Here is an 18,612-nt window from a genome sequence, read left to right on the forward strand (position 1 = left end):
TTTAATAATTAAAATCTTAGTTCTTTACTCTGATAGTACTTCCTTATCCGTAAAGATAACCTGCTAAAGTAACAAAAAATATGTCAAAATACAGCAGGTCATCATAGATTATGCTTTAATATTACCTTCTTCTGCCTCCCAGACCAAACATTCCAAGGATTGCTTTTGCGCCTTCTCTCATCAATGTATTAGTGAATGTTCTTCCGGCTTTGCTCTGTAATACCTGTTCAAACATTCCGGGTTCTTCTTTTACCGGTCTTGACCTTTGAGTAGATGTAGGATTCTGTGCTGCCTGTTCCATTCTGGCAGTTAATATTTCATATGCCGATTCCCTGTCTATCGCTTTTTCATATTTAGCAACCATTGCAGATCTTGATGTTAAATCTGTAACCTCCGCTTCGCTCAGAACATCCATTCTTGATTCCGGGGAAATAAGGTAGGTATGAACCAATGGTGTAGGAATACCTTTTTCATCTAAGGCTGTTACAAAAGCTTCTCCAATCCCTAAATTCTGAATAAGGCTTGGCGCATTGTAGAATTCCGTTGTCGGATAGTTTTCAACTGCCTTTGTGATTTCTTTTTTATCTTTTGCTGTAAAACCTCTCAATGCATGCTGAATTTTTAAACCCAGCTGAGACAATACACTTTCAGGAACATCTCCCGGGATCTGCGTGATGAAATAAATTCCCACTCCTTTGGAACGGATCAGTTTTACCATTGTTTCAATCTGCGAAAGAAGAGCTTTTGACGCTTCATCAAAAAGCAAGTGAGCTTCATCTATAAATAATACCAGCTTCGGTTTTCCACTGTCTCCTTCTTCCGGAAATGTCATATAGATCTCGGCAAAAAGTGAAAGCATGAAAGTGGAGAACAATTGAGGTTTATTTTGAATATCTGCAACCCTAAGGATACTTACAACTCCTTTACCGTCTCTGGTTTCCAGTAAATCCTGAACATCAAAGCTTAATTCACCGAAGAAATCTGCTGCTCCCTGCTGTTCCAGTGCAACAATTGATCTTAAAATTGCTCCCAATGAAGCAGGAGCTATTGATCCATAATTGGCTGCAAGCTCGGCTTTTCCCTGAGGATTATCTGTTACATACTGCAATACCTTTTTCAGATCATTAAGATCAATCAAAGGAAGCCCTTTATCATCACAGTATTTAAACACAATAGACATGATGCTTTGCTGGGTATCATTAAGCTGAAGGATTTTACTTAATAAAACAGGACCAAATTCTGTCACAGTAGCTCTCAGCTTTACACCTTTTCCACCGGAAATACTCATTAATTCTACCGGGAAACCTTGCGGAGTGTATGGGAGCTGCGTTTTTGCGTATCTTTCTTCAATAATAGAGTTCATTTGCCCTGCTTCAGCAATTCCTGAGAAATCTCCTTTAATATCCAGAACAAGCGATGGAATTCCTTGGTGAGAAAGCTGTTCTGCGAAGACCTGTAATGTTTTTGTCTTTCCTGTTCCGGTAGCTCCGGCAATAAGCCCGTGGCGGTTAATGGTTTTCAAAGGAATGGTAACATTCACTTCTGTAACGACTTCTCCATCCAACATTCCTTTTCCTAATATAATATGATCTCCTTTCGGAGTGTATCTTGCATTTAATTCTTCAATAAATTGTGCTTTGTCTGCCATCTGATCACTTTTTTTTAAACTTATAAATATAAAGTTTTTTATAAAATATTTAATTACCAAAACAATATTATATCTGTAAGCCTTGTTTTTATGTTTAATAAATTAATGTTTACCTTAGCTATTAAAAATAATGCCATATGCTATTACTCATGAAGCTATTTAATAAAAATTTAGTTTTAGCTTTTTCTCTGTTATTTACGGTTGTTTTATCTCAGGAGCGCAAAAGACCTGTAACTCTTTCCATTAAAGGAGATTTTACTCAACCTGCCACTTCAGTAATATTCCCTGAATTCTGGGCTGGTTTTCAAAGAGAAAGTATACAATCTTACGATCCTCAGAATAAACATATTGTTGTAAGCTATGTACAGCAAATAACTAAAAAGAACAAAACAACGCTTACATTATATTTATATCCTAAAAAAATTGTAGATAATCAATTACTCAGAGACAATTTTGAAGCTTATCATTATGTTCTTTACCAAAACTCCAATAAGAAAACCAATCTGAAACCTTCTTTCGGGAGTCTTTCCAATGATAATGCAAAGGTAAATTATGCCTACTCAATATTTGATCACGCACTTGGTGAACGTGATTTTTTCAAAGGAGTAAAGTTTACCGATAAAAGCTCACTTCTTGCCATTTATGAATGTGGAACATGGGATTTTAAAACACGAGTTTCAAGTGATAATATGACGAAAGCTCAGATTGCAGAACTGAAAGAAAAAGTTGAAAACTACTTTGGAATATTAGATGTTGCTGCTAAAAACCCTCTTCCAATCGAAAAAGTTCCGGATCTAAGATTATCACCTATTGTAAAAAGAGATTCCATGATGACCAAAGCAACTATTGCTGCGGCTGAAGCTAAAATAGAATGGCTTAAAAACAATCTTGAAAAGAAAGAAGTCATGACGGGATTCAATGATATGAAAATTGATTCTGAAGTATATTCTATTGAAAAAATGATAGAATTCTACAAGGCTCATGAGAATGACTGGCAGATACAGGAAAGTACTAAAAACTATTTCAGTGAAATAATCAAAATCGCAGACAACGGAAGAACTAAGGATTACATCTATGATAAATATAAAGGGTTAATTGATTATCAGGAAGGTGCTGATAAAGAAGAAGATTACAACCAGTTCAAAATAGACAAAGGAATTTCTACAACCACTAATGAAATTCTATATTCATTATTTTACAAAATACAGTAAATAAACCACTTACAAAGCCTATTTCATTTACCAAACATGATATAAAACAGCATTTGTATTTTGACCTTATGTAAGGCATTCTTTTTGCTGAAAACAAACAGCTTTAAACATTTGTTTAATGTAAGCATTGAAAGAAACTATCAATGGAATTTAACATTTCATTTAGAATTTATCTAATACTTTGTATCTTTAACTATTAAAAAAATACCCAATGAAAATTGAACAAATATATACGGGCTGTCTGGCTCAGGGTGCCTATTATATTGTATCAGAAAATGAAGCTGTCATTATAGATCCTTTAAGAGAAGTAAAACCTTATCTGGACCGTCTGGAAAAAGACAATGTCACTTTAAAATATATTTTTGAAACCCACTTCCATGCGGATTTTGTATCAGGACATTTGGATCTGAGCAAGAAAACAGGAGCTCCTATTGTATATGGACCTACTGCAGCGCCGGAATTTGACGCTATCATTGCGGAAGACAATCAGGTTTTTGAAATTGGAAAGATAAAAATTAAAGTACTCCACACTCCGGGACATACCATGGAGAGCAGTACATACCTTTTAATAGATGAAAACGGTACTGAAACAGCAATTTTCACAGGAGACACTCTGTTTTTAGGAGATGTAGGAAGACCTGATCTTGCTCAGAAAGCTACCAACCTTACTCAGGAAGATCTTGCCGGTATTCTGTATGACAGTCTTCAGACGAAGATTATGCCTTTGAATGACAGCATTACTGTTTATCCTGCTCACGGTGCCGGTTCTGCATGTGGAAAAAATATGCAAAAGGAAACAGTAGATATTTTAGGAAACCAGAAAAGAACAAACTATGCGCTTAATCAGCCGGATAAAGAAACTTTCGTAAAAGAAGTGCTTGACGGGCTGACTGCTCCTCCAAAATATTTCGGAATGAATGTAGCCTTAAACAAAGGAGGTTATGAAAGTCTGGAAGTAGTAATGAATAAAGGATTACAACCTGTTTCTCCGGAAGATTTCGAAGCTTTGGCAGAAGAGTCAGGAGCTTTAATTCTTGACACAAGAGGAGCCGCAGATTTCCATAAAGGTTTTGTTCCAAACTCTATCAATATTGGATTAAAAGGAGATTTTGCCCCATGGGTAGGAACGCTTATTGTAGATGTAAAACACCCTTTATTGTTAATTACAGATGAAGGAACTGAAGAGGAAGTAATTATAAGATTAAGCAGAGTAGGTTTTGATAATGTCGTAGGATATCTGAAAGGAGGTTTTGAAGCATGGAAAAGCGCAGGAAAGGAAACAGACGAAGTAAAAAGAATTTCTCCCGCTGAATTTGCAGAACAATTTACAGCGGATGCTAAAGTAATTGATGTAAGAAAACTAACAGAATATTCTGCAGAACATATTGACAATGCCTATAACAGACCTTTGGATTCCATCAGTGAATGGGCGCGTCATCTTGATGACTCTGAGCATTTCTTCCTTCATTGTGCAGGAGGATACAGAAGCATGATTGCAGCCAGCATCCTTAATTCTCACGGAATCAGAAACTTCACTGAAATAGAAGGAGGTTTTAACGGGATTAAAAAGACAGAAAAACTTCCAACTACTGACTTTGTTTGTCAATCCAAAACGTCATAAGCTTATGAAAATCAATTTCTTTGGATTTGCCCTTGCATCATTATTGGCGTTAAGTGCCTGTAAAACAAATCATACACCTACAGCAGCAAAAGCGAACATTAAGGAAGTGGTAAACAGTTCCGATGTAACTTTAGTTGATGTCAGAATCCCTGAACAATATGCCGCAGGAACAGCCAAAAATGCTATTAATATCCCTTTAGCTGAAATTCAGAATAATATTGAAACACTGAAAGGAAAAAAAGTAGTTGTTTTCTGCAATAAAGGGGTACAAGCAGATCAGGCAATGGAAATCCTAAAGAAAAACGGAGTTGAAGCCTATGACGGGACCAGCTGGAAAAACGTAAAAGGTATTCAGGACGAATCCGATAAAAAGTAAATTAATAACCCAATTATATGTCACAAAAATTTCAGGAAATCATCAATTCCGAAAGACCGGTACTTATTGACTTTTTTGCCACTTGGTGCCAGCCCTGCAAGGTTCAGTCTTCGGTTTTAAATACTGTAAAAGAAAATATTGGCGAAGGAGCCAGAATCATAAAGGTAGATGTAGACCAGTATCCTGCCCTTGCTGCACAATATGGAGTAAGAGGAGTACCTACATTAGCTGTTTTCAAAAACGGAGAATTGCTATGGAAGGAAAGCGGAGTACATGACGTTAATACATTAACCAATCTTCTGCAACAATATATGTAAGATAAAAATAAGGCTGAATATCAATGATACTCAGCCTTATTTTTTATCAATCAATTGAAAATTGATCTCTGTCATTTAAAAACTGAAAGTGCGTTCTAAAATCTTTCAGTTCTTTCATATCCAGCTCAGCTGATACAATATTTCCTTTTTTATCTGCAATTTCCCGTCCATCAGCAAAGAAACAATGAGAGCTTTCCTGATAGAATAAATTATTCCCATCCGTTCCTATTCTGTTTAACCCAAAAACGAAAGAGAGATTTTCAATAGCTCTTGCCTTTAAAAGATGTTCCCATGCTCCTACTCTTTTTTCTGGCCAGTTTGCCACATATAAAACAGCATCATAATCATCATTATTTCTTGCAAAAACCGGAAAACGAAGATCATAGCAAACCTGAAGAAGAAATCTTACTCCCTGATATTCAACAATCACACGTTCTTTTCCTGGAGTATACACTTTATCTTCTCCGGAAAAAGAAAAAAGATGTCTTTTATTATAAAAAGAGACTTCGCCAGTTGGTTTTACAAAATACATTCTGTTATAAAAATTACCATTTTCTTCTACCGGAGCACTGCCACAGAAAGCTGCATTTTTCTCTTTAGAAATCTTCTTTAAAAACTCCAGAGATTCTTCATTTCTGTCTGAAACCTCTGATGCATCCATACAGAAACCCGTTGAAAACATTTCGGGAAGAAGAAACAGATCTGCGCTTAGATTCTGCAGTTCATGCTCTATTATTTTAAAATTTTCATCTTTATTTTTCCAGACAATATCCAAATTAAGTCCTACAATCTTCATCTTTTTACTTTTTTATTATTCCAAATCTGTTGTATAAAAATACGGCTTTTATGTTTATGGAAGAAAAAGGTGTTGTAATTCTTAATATTTATTAAAGTATTCTATTTTTATAGTATTCAATGCTTTTCGGTTCTATTTTTGATGCAGGTAATTTTTATTAAAATCATTAAAAATTAAAAAAATTTATGAAGAAATTGGTTTTTATGGTGATGATATTCTTTTTCGGTGTTACAGCTCATGCTCAAGCATGGACAGGAAAAGGAGATCAGAAAGTTCAGCTGGGTTTAAGCGCTTGGGGATATGGAACAGGTATTACAGGAACTTATGATTATGGGCTTAATAAGCTCATATCAGTAGGAGCCGGACTTAACGGTTATTTCAGCAATTACAAGAATAACGATAAGGATAATCGTGTATTTGTTTTCGGAAGACTGAATTTTCACTTACAAGAAGCATTAAGCCTGCCTGCAAAACTGGACATTTATCCTGGTGTAGATGTTGGAGTTCTTGGAAAAGACTTTGGGATAGGTGCTCATATCGGAGCAAGATACTTCTTTACAGAAAGAATTGGAGTATTTGCAGAGGTAGGTAATAACGGAAGTCTTGGAGTTTCGTTCAATTTATAATCAAATAGTCTTAAATATGACAAAGCTTCTCGTTTCGAGAGGCTTTTTTATTTGGCATAGTTTTGATAATTGTTACCTTTGCAAATTAAAATCTAAAATTTATTAATGGAAATAGCAATCAAACTCTTCCAGTTCATTCTGAGTATCTCTATACTTGTAGTTCTTCATGAGCTTGGGCACTTCTTACCGGCAAAATGGTTCAAGACCAGAGCAGAGAAATTCTTCCTGTTTTTTGACCCTTACTTCTCCATATTCTCTATGAAGAAAGTTAACGGAAAATGGAAGTATAAATTCTTGTCTCAGAATCTTCCGGATACTGAAGTAATAGAGGTAAACGGAAAAAAGGAAGAAGTTCCTATCGATATATCTAAACTTTCTGACGACGATTGGAGAAAATATCCTGAACAAACCAAATATGGAATCGGATGGCTTCCTTTCGGAGGTTATGTAAAGATTGCCGGAATGGTAGACGAAAGCATGGATACCGCTCAAATGAAAAAACCTGCTGAACCATGGGAATTCAGATCAAAACCGGCTTGGCAGCGACTAATCATCATGCTGGGAGGTGTTACCGTAAACTTTTTCCTTGCATGGATCATCTTCTCTGCATTGGTAGGAAAGAATGGTGAAAACATCTTTGAAGCTGATAAAATCACAACTCCTCTTCATTACACAGAAGCAGCTAAGAAAATGGGCTTCCAGGATGGAGATAAAATTTTAAAAGTAGACGGAAAAGTTCAGAAAGACTTCAAAAAACTTGCCCTAGACGTTCTGTTAAGTGATGAAATCACAGTATTAAGAAATGGAAAAGAAGTTACCTTCCCTACTAATGATGACGGAAAAGTAATCGCATTTAACGATCCTGAGCCAAGAGCATTCTTAACTCCAAGAATGACTCCTATCATTGATACAATCGTTACAAAATCTACAATGGATGCAGGTTTAAAGGTAGGTGATAAAATCCTTGCCATCAACGGAACTCCTATTACTTATTATGACGAACTTAAGCCTCTTGTTATTCCTAATGCAGGAAAAACAGTTGATTTCAAAGTAGCAAGAAACAACGAAACAGCTGATTTACATATTCCTGTATCCAAGGAAGGGACAATAGGTGTTTTATCATACAAAGAAATTGAGAAATACAACGTTCACAGTGATTATTCGTTCTTCGGAGCAGTCTCAAGAGGGTTTACCCTTACAATTGAAAGTTTAACATACCAAATCAAACAGTTTAAGCTAGTCTTCAACAAAAAAGTTCAGGGATACAAAAAAGTTGGAGGTCCGCTTGCTATCGTAAAAAATATGCCAGTAAGCAAAGATGCTCAAGGTGGTGTTTCTATTGACTGGAATGCATTCTGGGGCTTTACAGCAATGTTCTCTGTTTGGTTAGCATTCCTTAACCTTATTCCTATTCCGGGGCTTGATGGTGGACATGTTATATTTACATTATATGAGATGATTGTAGGAAAACCGGTTCCGCAAAAAGTTCTGGAAAACGCTCAAATGGTGGGAGTTATCTTCCTATTAGGATTGATGGTTCTTATTTTCGGAAGCGATATTGTTAAAGCGATTATGGGAACTTTATAATTTTTTAAAAATTTTCTTAAAAATATTTGCAGGGTATAAATATTCGTCCTATATTTGCACCACTTAAAACAAAGGACATTCCTCCTTAGCTCAGTTGGTTAGAGCATCTGACTGTTAATCAGAGGGTCGCTGGTTCGAGCCCAGCAGGAGGAGCAAAAAAGACTTACAGAAATGTAGGTCTTTTTTTATTTCTTTTAGCTAATTCTATTCTTATCATACGGAAAAAGTTGGATCAGGTGCAAAAGTTGTGGACTAAGTAAAAAGTTTCGTTAATCTGAAGAAAAAACAAATTATCTTTTTACTCCTCTAAGCTTTATATTTAAATTTTATTTAAACGCAAAGACATGATGGAATTGATTATTGATAAGGGAGCTAAGAAAGCGACAAAAGTCGCTGATGAAGCGATGTAGATACGCGTACGCTTAGAAAGAATCAATTTCACTGATTCCATCCTTTGTCCCCTTGAAATAGGCAATAAGGAGCTAAAAACTTTGCATTAAATTAAATAGATATACAATATTATCACCCAATTTTTGAGACTAATAAAACTGAGATATTTTAACTTTTACGAAGTTATCGCATCATTTAATAAAGAAATTTCGAAAACTCTTTATTAACTTGCATACATATCAAATTATTCCATGAAAAGAATTTTTATTTCATTATTAGCAGCCTTTGCTAGTATTCAAATCTCTGCACAGGAGAAATCATATTTTTTATCAACACCTTCTTTAAGCCCGGATGGAAAAACAGCGTATTTCGCTTATGACGGAGATATCTGGAAAGTAGATTCCAATGGAGGAAACGCTTCGAGAATAACAGCATTAGACGGAGAAGAAATCAATCCCCGCCTTTCTCCTGATGGAAAATGGCTTGCTTTCAGTTCTAATCAATACGGAAACTATGACATTTATATAATGCCTGCCGAAGGAGGTACTATAAAACAATTAACCTTCCATACCGGAAAAGACGATATGGAAAACTGGGGATGGGACAGCAAAACCATTTATTTTACATCAAACAGAAACAACAATTTCGGAAGTTTTAGGACTACAATTGAAGGAAAAACTCCAGAGAAATTATTCAACAATTATTTTAACAATACTAACGGGCTTGCAGAAACACCAGCCGGAGAATATCTTTTTACAAGTTCTTCGGAAAGCGCCAATCAAACCCACCGTAAACGCTATAAAGGAGCAAATAACCCTGATATTTTAGGCTACAATCCAAAGTCTAACACGTACACGCAACACACTAATTATGAAGGAAAGGATTTTAATCCAAGTGTAGACAAAAATGGCATCATTTATTTTATTTCCGACGAAAATAACAACGAATACAATCTTTTTAAAATAGAAAATGGTAAGAAGACAGCATTAACACAGTTTGACACTTCTATTAAAAAACCCTTCGTTGCTGCTAACGGATCTAAAGTTATATTTGAAAAAGATTACCAGCTTTACACTTACGACATAACCACAAAGAACACAACTCTTCTGAATGTTAATCTCAACACGAACAAGACATTAGAAAAAGAGCAGAACTTCAGTGTAGAAAACAATATTTCTTATTATGATATTTCTCCGGATGGCAAAAAAATGGCATTTGTGAGCCGTGGAATTTTATTCGTATCTGATATTGAGGGAAAATTCACACAACAGGTTTCTGATGGAAAAGAGCGCGTCATGGAGGCAAAATGGCTGAAAGATAACCGCACGTTGCTTTTTAACCAAACCGATAAGGGCTACCAAAACTGGTTTACTATATCCGCAGACGGAAAAGGACAGCTAAAACAGTTAACAAATGATCTTCGAAATAATCGCAGCATCACTCTTAATAATGATCTTTCAAAAGCGGTTTATTTAAGCGGCAGAGATGAAGTAAGGTTATTAGACCTGAAAAGCTTCAACTCTACAACAATTGTAAAAGACGAAATCTGGGCATTCCAAAATTCCAGACCGTCGTTCTCTCCGAATAATGAATATGTCCTATTTTCTGCAAAAAGGAATTTTGAACTGGATATTTTTATTCATAATATTAAAAAAGGGCAAACTATTAACCTTACCAACACGGGTGTTTCGGAAGAAGATCCTACATGGTCACCCAATGGTAAATATATTTATTTTACCAGCGACAGAACAAACCCTTCCTATCCTTTAGGAATGCAGAAGTCCAATATTTACAGAATGGCTTTAGACTGGTTTGATGAGCCTTATAAATCTGAGAAATTCGATAAGCTTTTCGTAGAAGAAAAAAAGGATACAAAGTCTGACAAAGAAGAAAAGGATAAGAAAGATAAAAAAGCTAAAAAAGACGACGATAAAGAGAAAAAAGAAGAGAAAGAACCTATCATCAAAGAACTGAAAGTAAATCCTGAAAATACCCTTGAAAGGATTGAATTAGTTACTGACCGATATGGATATCAGGACGATCCTATAGTTTTCAATGATGATAAAAAAGAAATTTTATTGTTTAATTCTAATCAGGATAACGGAAAACGACAGCTATTCAAAAAAGTATTCACTGACTTTGAACCTGCAAAATCTGAAAAAGTCTTTGATAAAGCAGCCTATTATATCACTAAAAATGATAAAAACTTATTTGCATTAATAGATGGAAATATTTACAAGACCCCGATTTCTGCATTAAAACCGGAAAAGATTGCCATACAGTATACTTTTAACAAAAATCTTGCTTCTGAATTTACACAGATGTATGATGAAACATGGACCGGTGTGGAAGAAAATTTTTACGATGAAAAATTCCACGGGATCGACTGGAAAGGAAAAAAAGAACAATATGCAAAGTATCTTCCGTATGTAAACAGCAGAAATGATCTTAGAATTTTACTGAATGATCTTTTAGGTGAGCTCAACTCTTCACACATTGGATTTTCATCGAGCGGAAAAGAGGAAAGTACTTATTTGAATTATTTCACTAACGAAACCGGAATTATCTTTAAAAAAGATGCTCCATATACTGTTGAAAGCATCGTTCGAAAATCACCGGCATTCCGATTTGGCGTAGATATCAAACCAGGAGATGAATTGATTTCGGTGAATGGAAAAACTATTGATCCTAAAGAAAACAATGAAATTTATTTTACAACTCCAAAAAAACTGGATGAGCTTACATTGACATTCAACCGTAATGGGAAAAATATTACAACCAAAGTACATCCTATTTCCAATACAGAGTTGAAAGGATTGCTTTATGATGATTGGATCTTTAATAACCGTCAGCGTGTCAATCAGCTTAGCAATAACAGGATTGCTTATTCTTATATGAAAAACATGTCTACGGACGAACTTGACCGATTCCTTCTGGATATGGTGGAACAGGAAAACAAAAAAGATGCTGTTATCCTGGATCTTCGTTTTAACACCGGAGGAAATGTTCATGATAAAGTCCTTAATTTCCTGGCACAAAAACCTTATTTACAATGGAAATATCGCGAAGGAAAAATGACTGCTCAGCCTAATTTTGCACCTTCAGGAAAACCTATTGTATTACTTATCAATGAAGGTTCATTAAGTGATGCTGAAATGACTGCAGCCGGGTTTAAGGCACTGAAATTAGGAAAAATCATCGGACAGGAAACTTACCGCTGGATTATTTTCACCTCCGGAAAAAGCCTTGTTGACGGATCTTTCTATAGACTACCTTCATGGGGAACCTATACCCTGGATGGACAAAATCTTGAGAAAACCGGTGTAAAACCAGATATTTATGTTAAAAATACATTTATAGACAGACAAACGGATAATGATCCTCAACTAGAAAGAGCAGTTCAGGAAATATTAAAGGACTTAAAAAAATGATTTTCATCATAATAAAAACGTCTCCCATTAAGAGGAGACGTTTTTTATTATGATTAGTATTAATTCTGTGCAAAATAAACCTTCAGATAATTAGACAGATAAAATGTCCTGATCTTGGTTTGTAAAAAGTTTACTTTCTCATTTTCATACTCATTAGAGAATCTTTCTAATTCATATAAAGGAATGATCCCAAGTTTATATTTTTCTTTATTGATATCCAGCAACTCTACAAGCACATTCATATAATTCTTCTCATAATCAAGCTCCTGATAGCTGGTTTCCAAATCTCTCTTAAAACGGTTAACCGTATTGGTGATCTCATCTTTTTTTCTCAACAAATCATTATTAAGTTTTTCTACTTCAATTTTTGAAATTTCGCGATCTCTTTTATTCTGAAATTGTGAAAATATAGGAACAGAAACACTAAGCGCCAAATAATGGTTTTTATTGTTCTTTAATTGTTCGAAAAATGTGTAATTATCATCAATCACCCTGCCTCCAGATGTTAAAACATCATTTTCACCTAAAATATGAGAGTAGAAACTATTAAAATTATATCCCAAAGATACTCTGGGCATATAGTTGTTTTGCATCATTTTCTGATTTCTTTGCTCCTTTTCCAGGGCAATGTTAATTATTCTTATTTCAGGAAATGATAAAATATTATCCAAGTTAGATTCAACATCTTTTATTACATCTGAATCTACGTCAATATCAATATTCTGAATCTCAAAATTATCATTGATATTCAATAAACTTTTCAGGTTGTAATACAGTAATTCTTTTTCGTTTCTGTACTTTCTGATATCAATATCTGTCTTTAGCTTTCTTGCTTCAAGGTTTTTTAAATTGATTTTAATCTCATCACCTTTTTCTATTCTGTATTTTACAATATCAATAATGGTATTGTTGATCTTAGCATTGTTTTCCTGAACTTTTATCTGTTCATCCGCAATTAATAAATCCGTATATACTTCAAGAACCTGCAGATAAATATCCCTCAGTGTTTTTTTATTGGACTCCTGTACAACATCCTGATTCAGTTTTTGAACATCTACATCAAGTTTTCTTTTGAAACCATTAAAAACGGTCCAGTTAAAATTAAAATTTCCTGTAATAGAATTTCTGTTTCTATTCTCTCTGATGTTTGATGATGGGTTAATAGCTGTTCCAAGATCATAGCTATTTGCCCCACTGAACGTAGCAGCAGGAAGAAATCGGTCTTTCGCTTTACGTACATTAACAGCACTTATCAGGGAATCTTTAATTCCGTTTTTAATGATCAGGTTATTACTTTTAGCAACGCTATAACATTCAGATAGCGAAAGTGTTCTGGTTTGCGAAAAAGAATAAAAGCCTATAAAAATAAATACCAGAAATAGACTTTTTACCATTATCTGTATATTTTTTTTAGTCTATTAATTCTCTTCCACATATTGGTAGAATATTCAGTTTCTGACAATTTCTTATCATAGTTGAAAAATGTTACCTTTTCAGGCTTTACCATTTGCCAAAGTTCTTCCTCAGATAGATTAGGATTGGAATTTCTAGCATTATTGAAAGCATTCTCAAGATCATTTTTAGTATTAATAATCCACTGTTCCACTCCTACGGCAAAAAAAGTTTCAGGTGTATTTTCATGAATATTTTCAATATTTGTTCCTTTTCGCAGATGATCCCAGATCAAAAGGTTTGTGATATAAGAGTTTTTTAATCCTAATTTTTGTGCAAGCTGCCTATTCATAAGATAAAGCTGTTTTTCTTTCTGGATAATTTCAGCCATAATTTTGTGAGCTTCTTTATACCAAGGAAACTTGAGCTTTATTCTTTCACCTGATTCAAAAACAAGAACAAAGCCTTCCTGATTAGGGAGATTGAGATTTTGAAGAGCCTCAAAGTTTTTTACATCTTTATAGATTTCCGTATAATCTTTTGCTACTGGAAATCCTAAATCTTCAAGAGGAAGATTATCTCCTGTCTCATTATCCAAAACACCAATCATATAGAGATCACGCGAAGTTCCATAATCAATAAGAACATTGGTTTCCGGGAAAATAGCCTCAAAAACATAGGTTCTGTCCCGTTTTAGCTTAGAGAATGTGTGAGAGTATTTCTCATAAAGAATTTTTGTAGCCTCTTTAGCATTAACATTTTCAAAAGATCTCTGTGTTGCTAAAAAAGGCATATCATCTACCCAATATAGAGTAGTCATTGTTCCATCTACTTTTTCAAAAATTTTAAATCCTGTTTCGGGAATTTTAAAATTTTGTCCTTCGCTCAATAGTAAAGTATCTTCATTAATATATCTTCTAAAAGTGAAAAATTTCGGAAATGGTCTTGCTAAAACTTCACCTTCACCATTGATGATAAGTCCTCGGCAATGGATATTATTATCATCCCAAATTACATTGGACCTTTCTAGTCCTGAATGATAACCATATAGGTACAAATCCTCTGTAGGATGCTTCTCTACGCTAATGGAGGAATATTTCGCATATTTATCTAAAAGATTCTTATCAAATCTAATCATTTTCATATTTTTGTCCGTTATGGATGCAAATATATTACTTAAATTCAATTTGGAAAACCGCCATTTTGCAATCAATAATTTATTAAAAACGAAAAATAATTCAATATATACTGGAAAATCAGGAATTATTATTTATTTAATAGAACTATATAGCATTACGAATGATGAAACTCTATTAATTGAAATACAGAAAGTTGCAGACATAATCTATAATGACCTCAATGAAAACGCTTCTTACTCGTTTTATACGGGAAATATGGGGGTTGCATATTCATTTTTGCAAGTATTTATTCACACCCAAGAGGATAAATATTTAAATTACTGTGTTGAGATATCTAAAAAAAGTAAAATTCATTTAAGTCTTATTGAGCATCCAATTATTGATTTATTGAATGGCGTTTCCGGAATTTTACTAGGTCTTTTACATATTTATGCCAATGGCTATCAGGAACAATGGCTATTGGATGACATTAACTTCTATATAAATTATATTCTTAGCAAATCTTATACATCCAAAAACGGAAATATCTATTGGGATGTAACGGCAAGAATCAATAAAGGACTTACTGGCTTTTCCCATGGAGCGTCAGGAATAGGTTTTGTATTTAACGAGCTCTACAAACTCACAGGGAACAAGGATTTTAAAGAAATTTTCGATTCTGCTTTAAGATATGAAGATGAATATTATGAGCCAAGCATTAAAAATTGGCTGGATTTCAGAAAATTTCCATACAAGCTTGAAGACGGTCCTCAATTTGATGAAAATGCCAGAATCAATAATAAAAATTTTTTCCTGGAAACAAAGCATATGTACGCATGGTGTCATGGTGCACCGGGAATCATAGGTGTAAGAGAGAATATATTTTCAGATATTATTAATGAAATTCTTCTTTCTGTTGAAACTTCCAAGAACCATTCTTTATGTCATAGCGGTACAGGAAATTTGCTCTGCCTTATTGAGAACAAAGCTATAGACCCAGACATTTACAGAAAGCATCTAGAGGATAAATGTAATCAACTTATTGTATATTATGATAAACATAAATCATTTATTAACGGTTATAATGACTCTGAAACAAATGAATATGGGCTGTTTATGGGAGAACTGGGAACATTCTATTTCCTTCTCAAAGCCTATAAGCATCTTAACGAATTTTCCGGTGAAGAAACTATAAACATTTTATATCCAAAAATTTCGTCAGCCGCTTCTATTAAAATATACAACAAAAATATCTACAACAGCCTTGCAGCAGCATTATTTCCAAAAACTTTTTCGTTAATTCACGAAAAATATCCTGACTTGATTTTAGGTAAAGAAGATCTTCAAATTGAAAATATCAGAAAAAAAGTTACAGGATTGGAAGATGAGATCATTAATGATGTATTTTTGTTTGAGCAAAATATAAAGGACGTTCAGCTTAGCATTGAAAGTCATTCTTATGAGTTTTTTAAAAACAAAGTAGATTTCAACTTTTTTAAATCTAATATAAGAAGTAATAATTTTAACAAGATACAGGTAAATGTCGGCGACAATGTCAAGATTCTTCAGACCAAGTGGGACTGGAACCCCGTGAGTAATGAAAAATGGTCTTTAAATAATAAAAACAATATCGGGCAATATGAATATGCAATTACTCCAGATTACGAGAACATGTTCATTTCCCTATCCAAGGTTCAGACATACATTATTGATTATCTGAAAGGTAATGAGAATACTTTTTTAGAAGATATAATTAATCATTTTTATAATATTATTGATGAATCTCCGGATAATAAAAAACTAATACAAGAAAACGTTATCAGCAATGTTTATTATTTATTAAAAAACAGAGCTCTAGAAATCAAATATGAAAAAATTTAAATTCTATAAACAGCTGGATCAGATGGATTGTGGTCCTACCTGTTTAAAAATGATTGCCAAACATTATGGGGCAATCTATTCTGTAGAATACTTCAGAGATAAAAGTGCCATCTCCAACCAAGGGGTAACATTATATGGATTGAGTCGTGCAGCTGAGAACATCGGATTAAGAACACTAAGTGCGAGAGTACCTTTTGATAGCATAGACAAACTTATTTTTCCTTTTATCGCACACTGGAAAAGCAATCACTTCATTGTAGTCTATAAAAAAACTGATAAACATGTTTACGTTGCAGACCCAGCAATCGGTAAGATAAAATATACCCATAAGGAATTCCTTGAGGGATGGACATTAAAAGAGTTTAAAGAAGAAGGTAATGTATTACTTATGGAGCCTTCACCATCTTTTTATAGCGATAACATCAATAAGAAAAAACGTGAAATTACATCTTTCGATTCATTCATCTATTTTCTACAATATTTAAGACCACATAAAGGACTGTTACTCCAGATTTTCCTTGGGCTAATGGTAGGAACCATTATTCAGCTTATTCTACCATTCCTATCGCAGGCAATGGTGGACAAAGGGATCAACGGAAGTAATATTGAATTGGTTTACCTCATTCTTATTGCTCAAATTCTTCTTAATATCGGTAATGCTTTTGCCGGATATGTAAGAAGTTGGATATTCCTGCATATCGGAACAAAAATTAATATCTCTATTGTTGCCGACTTTCTGATACGGGTACTAGACCTCCCTCTTATGTTCTTTGACAGCCGTTCTGTAGGTGATCTTCTTCAGAGAATCAATGATAATTCAAGAATTGAAAGTTTTCTGACGGGAACATTTTTAAGCATATTTTTTTCTATGATTAACCTTCTGCTATTCGGAGGAATCATATTTTATTATAATAAACTGATATTCTCTGTATTTTTTATCGGAAGTATTCTTTATGTTTTATGGGTGTTCTTTTTCCAGAATATCCGTAAAAAACTGGATATCAAAATATTTGATTTAAACTCAAGAAATACCAGTTCCCTGGTTCAGCTTTTCGACGGGGTACAGGAAATTAAACTTTCCAACAGTGAAAAAATTAAAAGATGGGATTGGGAAAAGCTTCAGGCTTCTATGTTTGAGCAGAAAAAGAAAATGCTTTATGCCAACCAGACCCAGCAGTCCGGATCTTTGTTTATCAATCAGATTAAGAATATTTTGATCTCTTTTTTAGCAGCAAAGTCGGTAATTGATGGGGAAATCAGCTTAGGAACTATGTTTGCCATTCAATTTATCATTGCACAGGCAAATGCTCCTATTACAGATTTTGTATCCTTCATCAGATCGTATCAGATGGCAGAACTTAGTTTCAGACGATTAAACGAAATTTATTCTAAAAACAATGTGGCTGAAACCAATGAAAACTACATTACCATCATGCCGGATAGTAAAGATATTGTCTTAAAAGATCTTTCATTTTCTTATTCAAAAAATGAGGATGATCTCGTTTTAAAAGATATCAGTTTAACGGTTCCCGAAGGAAAACTCACAGCTATTGTAGGAGAAAGTGGTTCAGGAAAAACAACCATACTGAAACTTCTTTTAAAGTTCTATTTGCCTGAAAAGGGCTTGATTTCTCTTGGTGGTGTTAACTTCAATAATATCAATCCTCAGTGGTGGAATGAAAACTGTGGTGCCGTCTTACAGGATAGTTTCATTTTCTCCGATACGATTGCAAAAAATATCAGTCTTGGAGACACGATGATTGATAAAGACAGATTAGTATGGGCTGCAAAAATGGCTAATATCCAAGGGTTTATTGACGGACTTCCATATGGTTATAATACAAGAATTGGGAAAGGAGGACATGGCTTAAGCCAGGGACAAAGACAAAGGGTATTAATAGCCAGAGTATTTTATAAAGATCCCAACTTTGTATTTCTGGACGAAGCAACTAATGCTTTAGACTCTGAAAATGAATCTCAAATCATGGATCATATGCAGGAATTTCTAAAGGAGAAAACAACCATTATTGTAGCTCACAGATTAAGTACGGTAAGAAATGCTGATAACATTATCGTTATTGATGAGGGGAAAATTGCAGAACAGGGTACACATGAGGAACTTATTGCTAAAAACGGAAAATATTTTTCTTTGGTAAAAAAACAACTATCATAAGATTTTTATATTTTTGCAACAAATCAACACTGTGAGAAAAAACCT

At 34.1% G+C, this 18,612-nt stretch carries 13 protein-coding genes and 1 tRNA gene; 10 read left to right on the forward strand and 4 right to left on the reverse strand.

The window, feature by feature from the left end; translation table 11 throughout:
- Positions 1–121: 121 nt before the first annotated feature.
- Positions 122–1,648 carry a helicase HerA-like domain-containing protein gene (locus AC5YGG_RS15220; protein WP_496145315.1) on the reverse strand — a complete coding sequence of 509 codons (1,527 nt, stop codon included), beginning with the start codon at positions 1,646–1,648 and terminating at the stop codon, positions 122–124.
- Between the two features lie 137 nt (positions 1,649–1,785).
- Here AC5YGG_RS15220 and AC5YGG_RS15225 point away from each other — a divergent pair, with 137 nt between their 5' ends.
- The 4 genes from AC5YGG_RS15225 (at position 1,786) to AC5YGG_RS15240 (ending at position 5,173) form a co-directional block, all read left to right on the forward strand.
- Positions 1,786–2,859: a hypothetical protein gene (locus AC5YGG_RS15225; RefSeq protein WP_496145316.1), complete on the forward strand. Its 1,074-nt coding sequence runs from the start codon at positions 1,786–1,788 to the stop codon at positions 2,857–2,859.
- Positions 2,860–3,070: 211 nt separating this feature from the next.
- On the forward strand, positions 3,071–4,480 hold the full coding sequence (locus AC5YGG_RS15230) for an MBL fold metallo-hydrolase (protein WP_496145317.1): 1,410 nt from the start codon (positions 3,071–3,073) through the stop codon (positions 4,478–4,480).
- Between the two features lie 4 nt (positions 4,481–4,484).
- Positions 4,485–4,856, forward strand: a complete 372-nt coding sequence (locus tag AC5YGG_RS15235; protein ID WP_496145318.1) for a rhodanese-like domain-containing protein — start codon at positions 4,485–4,487, stop codon at positions 4,854–4,856.
- Positions 4,857–4,873: 17 nt separating this feature from the next.
- Positions 4,874–5,173: a thioredoxin family protein gene (locus AC5YGG_RS15240; RefSeq protein ID WP_496145319.1), complete on the forward strand. Its 300-nt coding sequence runs from the start codon at positions 4,874–4,876 to the stop codon at positions 5,171–5,173.
- Between the two features lie 46 nt (positions 5,174–5,219).
- Here AC5YGG_RS15240 and AC5YGG_RS15245 read toward each other — a convergent pair whose 3' ends face one another.
- Positions 5,220–5,969 carry a nitrilase-related carbon-nitrogen hydrolase gene (locus tag AC5YGG_RS15245; RefSeq protein WP_496145320.1) on the reverse strand — a complete coding sequence of 250 codons (750 nt, stop codon included), beginning with the start codon at positions 5,967–5,969 and terminating at the stop codon, positions 5,220–5,222.
- Between the two features lie 185 nt (positions 5,970–6,154).
- On the opposite strand from AC5YGG_RS15245, the gene AC5YGG_RS15250 reads away from it, so the two are divergent.
- From AC5YGG_RS15250 to AC5YGG_RS15265, 4 genes are all read left to right on the forward strand, one after another.
- Positions 6,155–6,595, forward strand: a complete 441-nt coding sequence (locus AC5YGG_RS15250; protein ID WP_065396338.1) for a DUF6646 family protein — start codon at positions 6,155–6,157, stop codon at positions 6,593–6,595.
- Positions 6,596–6,700: 105 nt separating this feature from the next.
- Complete coding sequence (rseP, locus tag AC5YGG_RS15255; RefSeq protein WP_496145321.1) at positions 6,701–8,182, forward strand: RIP metalloprotease RseP; 1,482 nt, start codon at positions 6,701–6,703, stop codon at positions 8,180–8,182.
- A gap of 79 nt (positions 8,183–8,261) precedes the next feature.
- Positions 8,262–8,335 (forward strand) — tRNA-Asn (locus AC5YGG_RS15260).
- Positions 8,336–8,823: 488 nt separating this feature from the next.
- On the forward strand, positions 8,824–12,003 hold the full coding sequence (locus AC5YGG_RS15265; protein ID WP_496145322.1) for a S41 family peptidase: 3,180 nt from the start codon (positions 8,824–8,826) through the stop codon (positions 12,001–12,003).
- Between the two features lie 59 nt (positions 12,004–12,062).
- On the opposite strand, the gene AC5YGG_RS15270 is transcribed toward AC5YGG_RS15265, so the two are convergent.
- Together AC5YGG_RS15270 and AC5YGG_RS15275 are read right to left on the reverse strand one after the other, a co-directional pair.
- On the reverse strand, positions 12,063–13,397 hold the full coding sequence (locus AC5YGG_RS15270; RefSeq protein ID WP_496145323.1) for a TolC family protein: 1,335 nt from the start codon (positions 13,395–13,397) through the stop codon (positions 12,063–12,065).
- Positions 13,397–14,539 carry a hypothetical protein gene (locus AC5YGG_RS15275; RefSeq protein WP_496145324.1) on the reverse strand — a complete coding sequence of 381 codons (1,143 nt, stop codon included), beginning with the start codon at positions 14,537–14,539 and terminating at the stop codon, positions 13,397–13,399. The genes AC5YGG_RS15270 and AC5YGG_RS15275 overlap by 1 nt, the downstream gene beginning before the upstream one ends.
- A 13-nt stretch (positions 14,540–14,552) precedes the next feature.
- On the opposite strand from AC5YGG_RS15275, the gene AC5YGG_RS15280 reads away from it, so the two are divergent.
- Positions 14,553–16,394: a lanthionine synthetase LanC family protein gene (locus AC5YGG_RS15280; RefSeq protein ID WP_496145325.1), complete on the forward strand. Its 1,842-nt coding sequence runs from the start codon at positions 14,553–14,555 to the stop codon at positions 16,392–16,394.
- Positions 16,381–18,567: a peptidase domain-containing ABC transporter gene (locus AC5YGG_RS15285; RefSeq protein WP_496145326.1), complete on the forward strand. Its 2,187-nt coding sequence runs from the start codon at positions 16,381–16,383 to the stop codon at positions 18,565–18,567. The genes AC5YGG_RS15280 and AC5YGG_RS15285 overlap by 14 nt, the downstream gene beginning before the upstream one ends.
- Positions 18,568–18,612: the final 45 nt, after the last annotated feature.

It is taken from the genome of Chryseobacterium sp. CS2K3 (genome assembly GCF_059515185.1).

What these genes read in the sequence shown, in the direction of transcription:
- rseP (WP_496145321.1), top strand. Translation starts at nt 6,701, where the DNA reads ATGGAAATAGCAATCAAACTCTTCCAGTTCATTCTGAGTATCTCTATA.
- AC5YGG_RS15265 (WP_496145322.1), top strand. Translation starts at nt 8,824, where the DNA reads ATGAAAAGAATTTTTATTTCATTATTAGCAGCCTTTGCTAGTATTCAA.
- AC5YGG_RS15275 (WP_496145324.1), bottom strand. Translation starts at nt 14,539, where the DNA reads ATGAAAATGATTAGATTTGATAAGAATCTTTTAGATAAATATGCGAAA.
- AC5YGG_RS15285 (WP_496145326.1), top strand. Translation starts at nt 16,381, where the DNA reads ATGAAAAAATTTAAATTCTATAAACAGCTGGATCAGATGGATTGTGGT.
- AC5YGG_RS15235 (WP_496145318.1), top strand. Translation starts at nt 4,485, where the DNA reads ATGAAAATCAATTTCTTTGGATTTGCCCTTGCATCATTATTGGCGTTA.
- AC5YGG_RS15250 (WP_065396338.1), top strand. Translation starts at nt 6,155, where the DNA reads ATGAAGAAATTGGTTTTTATGGTGATGATATTCTTTTTCGGTGTTACA.
- AC5YGG_RS15240 (WP_496145319.1), top strand. Translation starts at nt 4,874, where the DNA reads ATGTCACAAAAATTTCAGGAAATCATCAATTCCGAAAGACCGGTACTT.
- AC5YGG_RS15225 (WP_496145316.1), top strand. Translation starts at nt 1,786, where the DNA reads ATGCTATTACTCATGAAGCTATTTAATAAAAATTTAGTTTTAGCTTTT.
- AC5YGG_RS15280 (WP_496145325.1), top strand. Translation starts at nt 14,553, where the DNA reads ATGGATGCAAATATATTACTTAAATTCAATTTGGAAAACCGCCATTTT.
- AC5YGG_RS15220 (WP_496145315.1), bottom strand. Translation starts at nt 1,648, where the DNA reads ATGGCAGACAAAGCACAATTTATTGAAGAATTAAATGCAAGATACACT.
- AC5YGG_RS15270 (WP_496145323.1), bottom strand. Translation starts at nt 13,397, where the DNA reads ATGGTAAAAAGTCTATTTCTGGTATTTATTTTTATAGGCTTTTATTCT.
- AC5YGG_RS15230 (WP_496145317.1), top strand. Translation starts at nt 3,071, where the DNA reads ATGAAAATTGAACAAATATATACGGGCTGTCTGGCTCAGGGTGCCTAT.
- AC5YGG_RS15245 (WP_496145320.1), bottom strand. Translation starts at nt 5,969, where the DNA reads ATGAAGATTGTAGGACTTAATTTGGATATTGTCTGGAAAAATAAAGAT.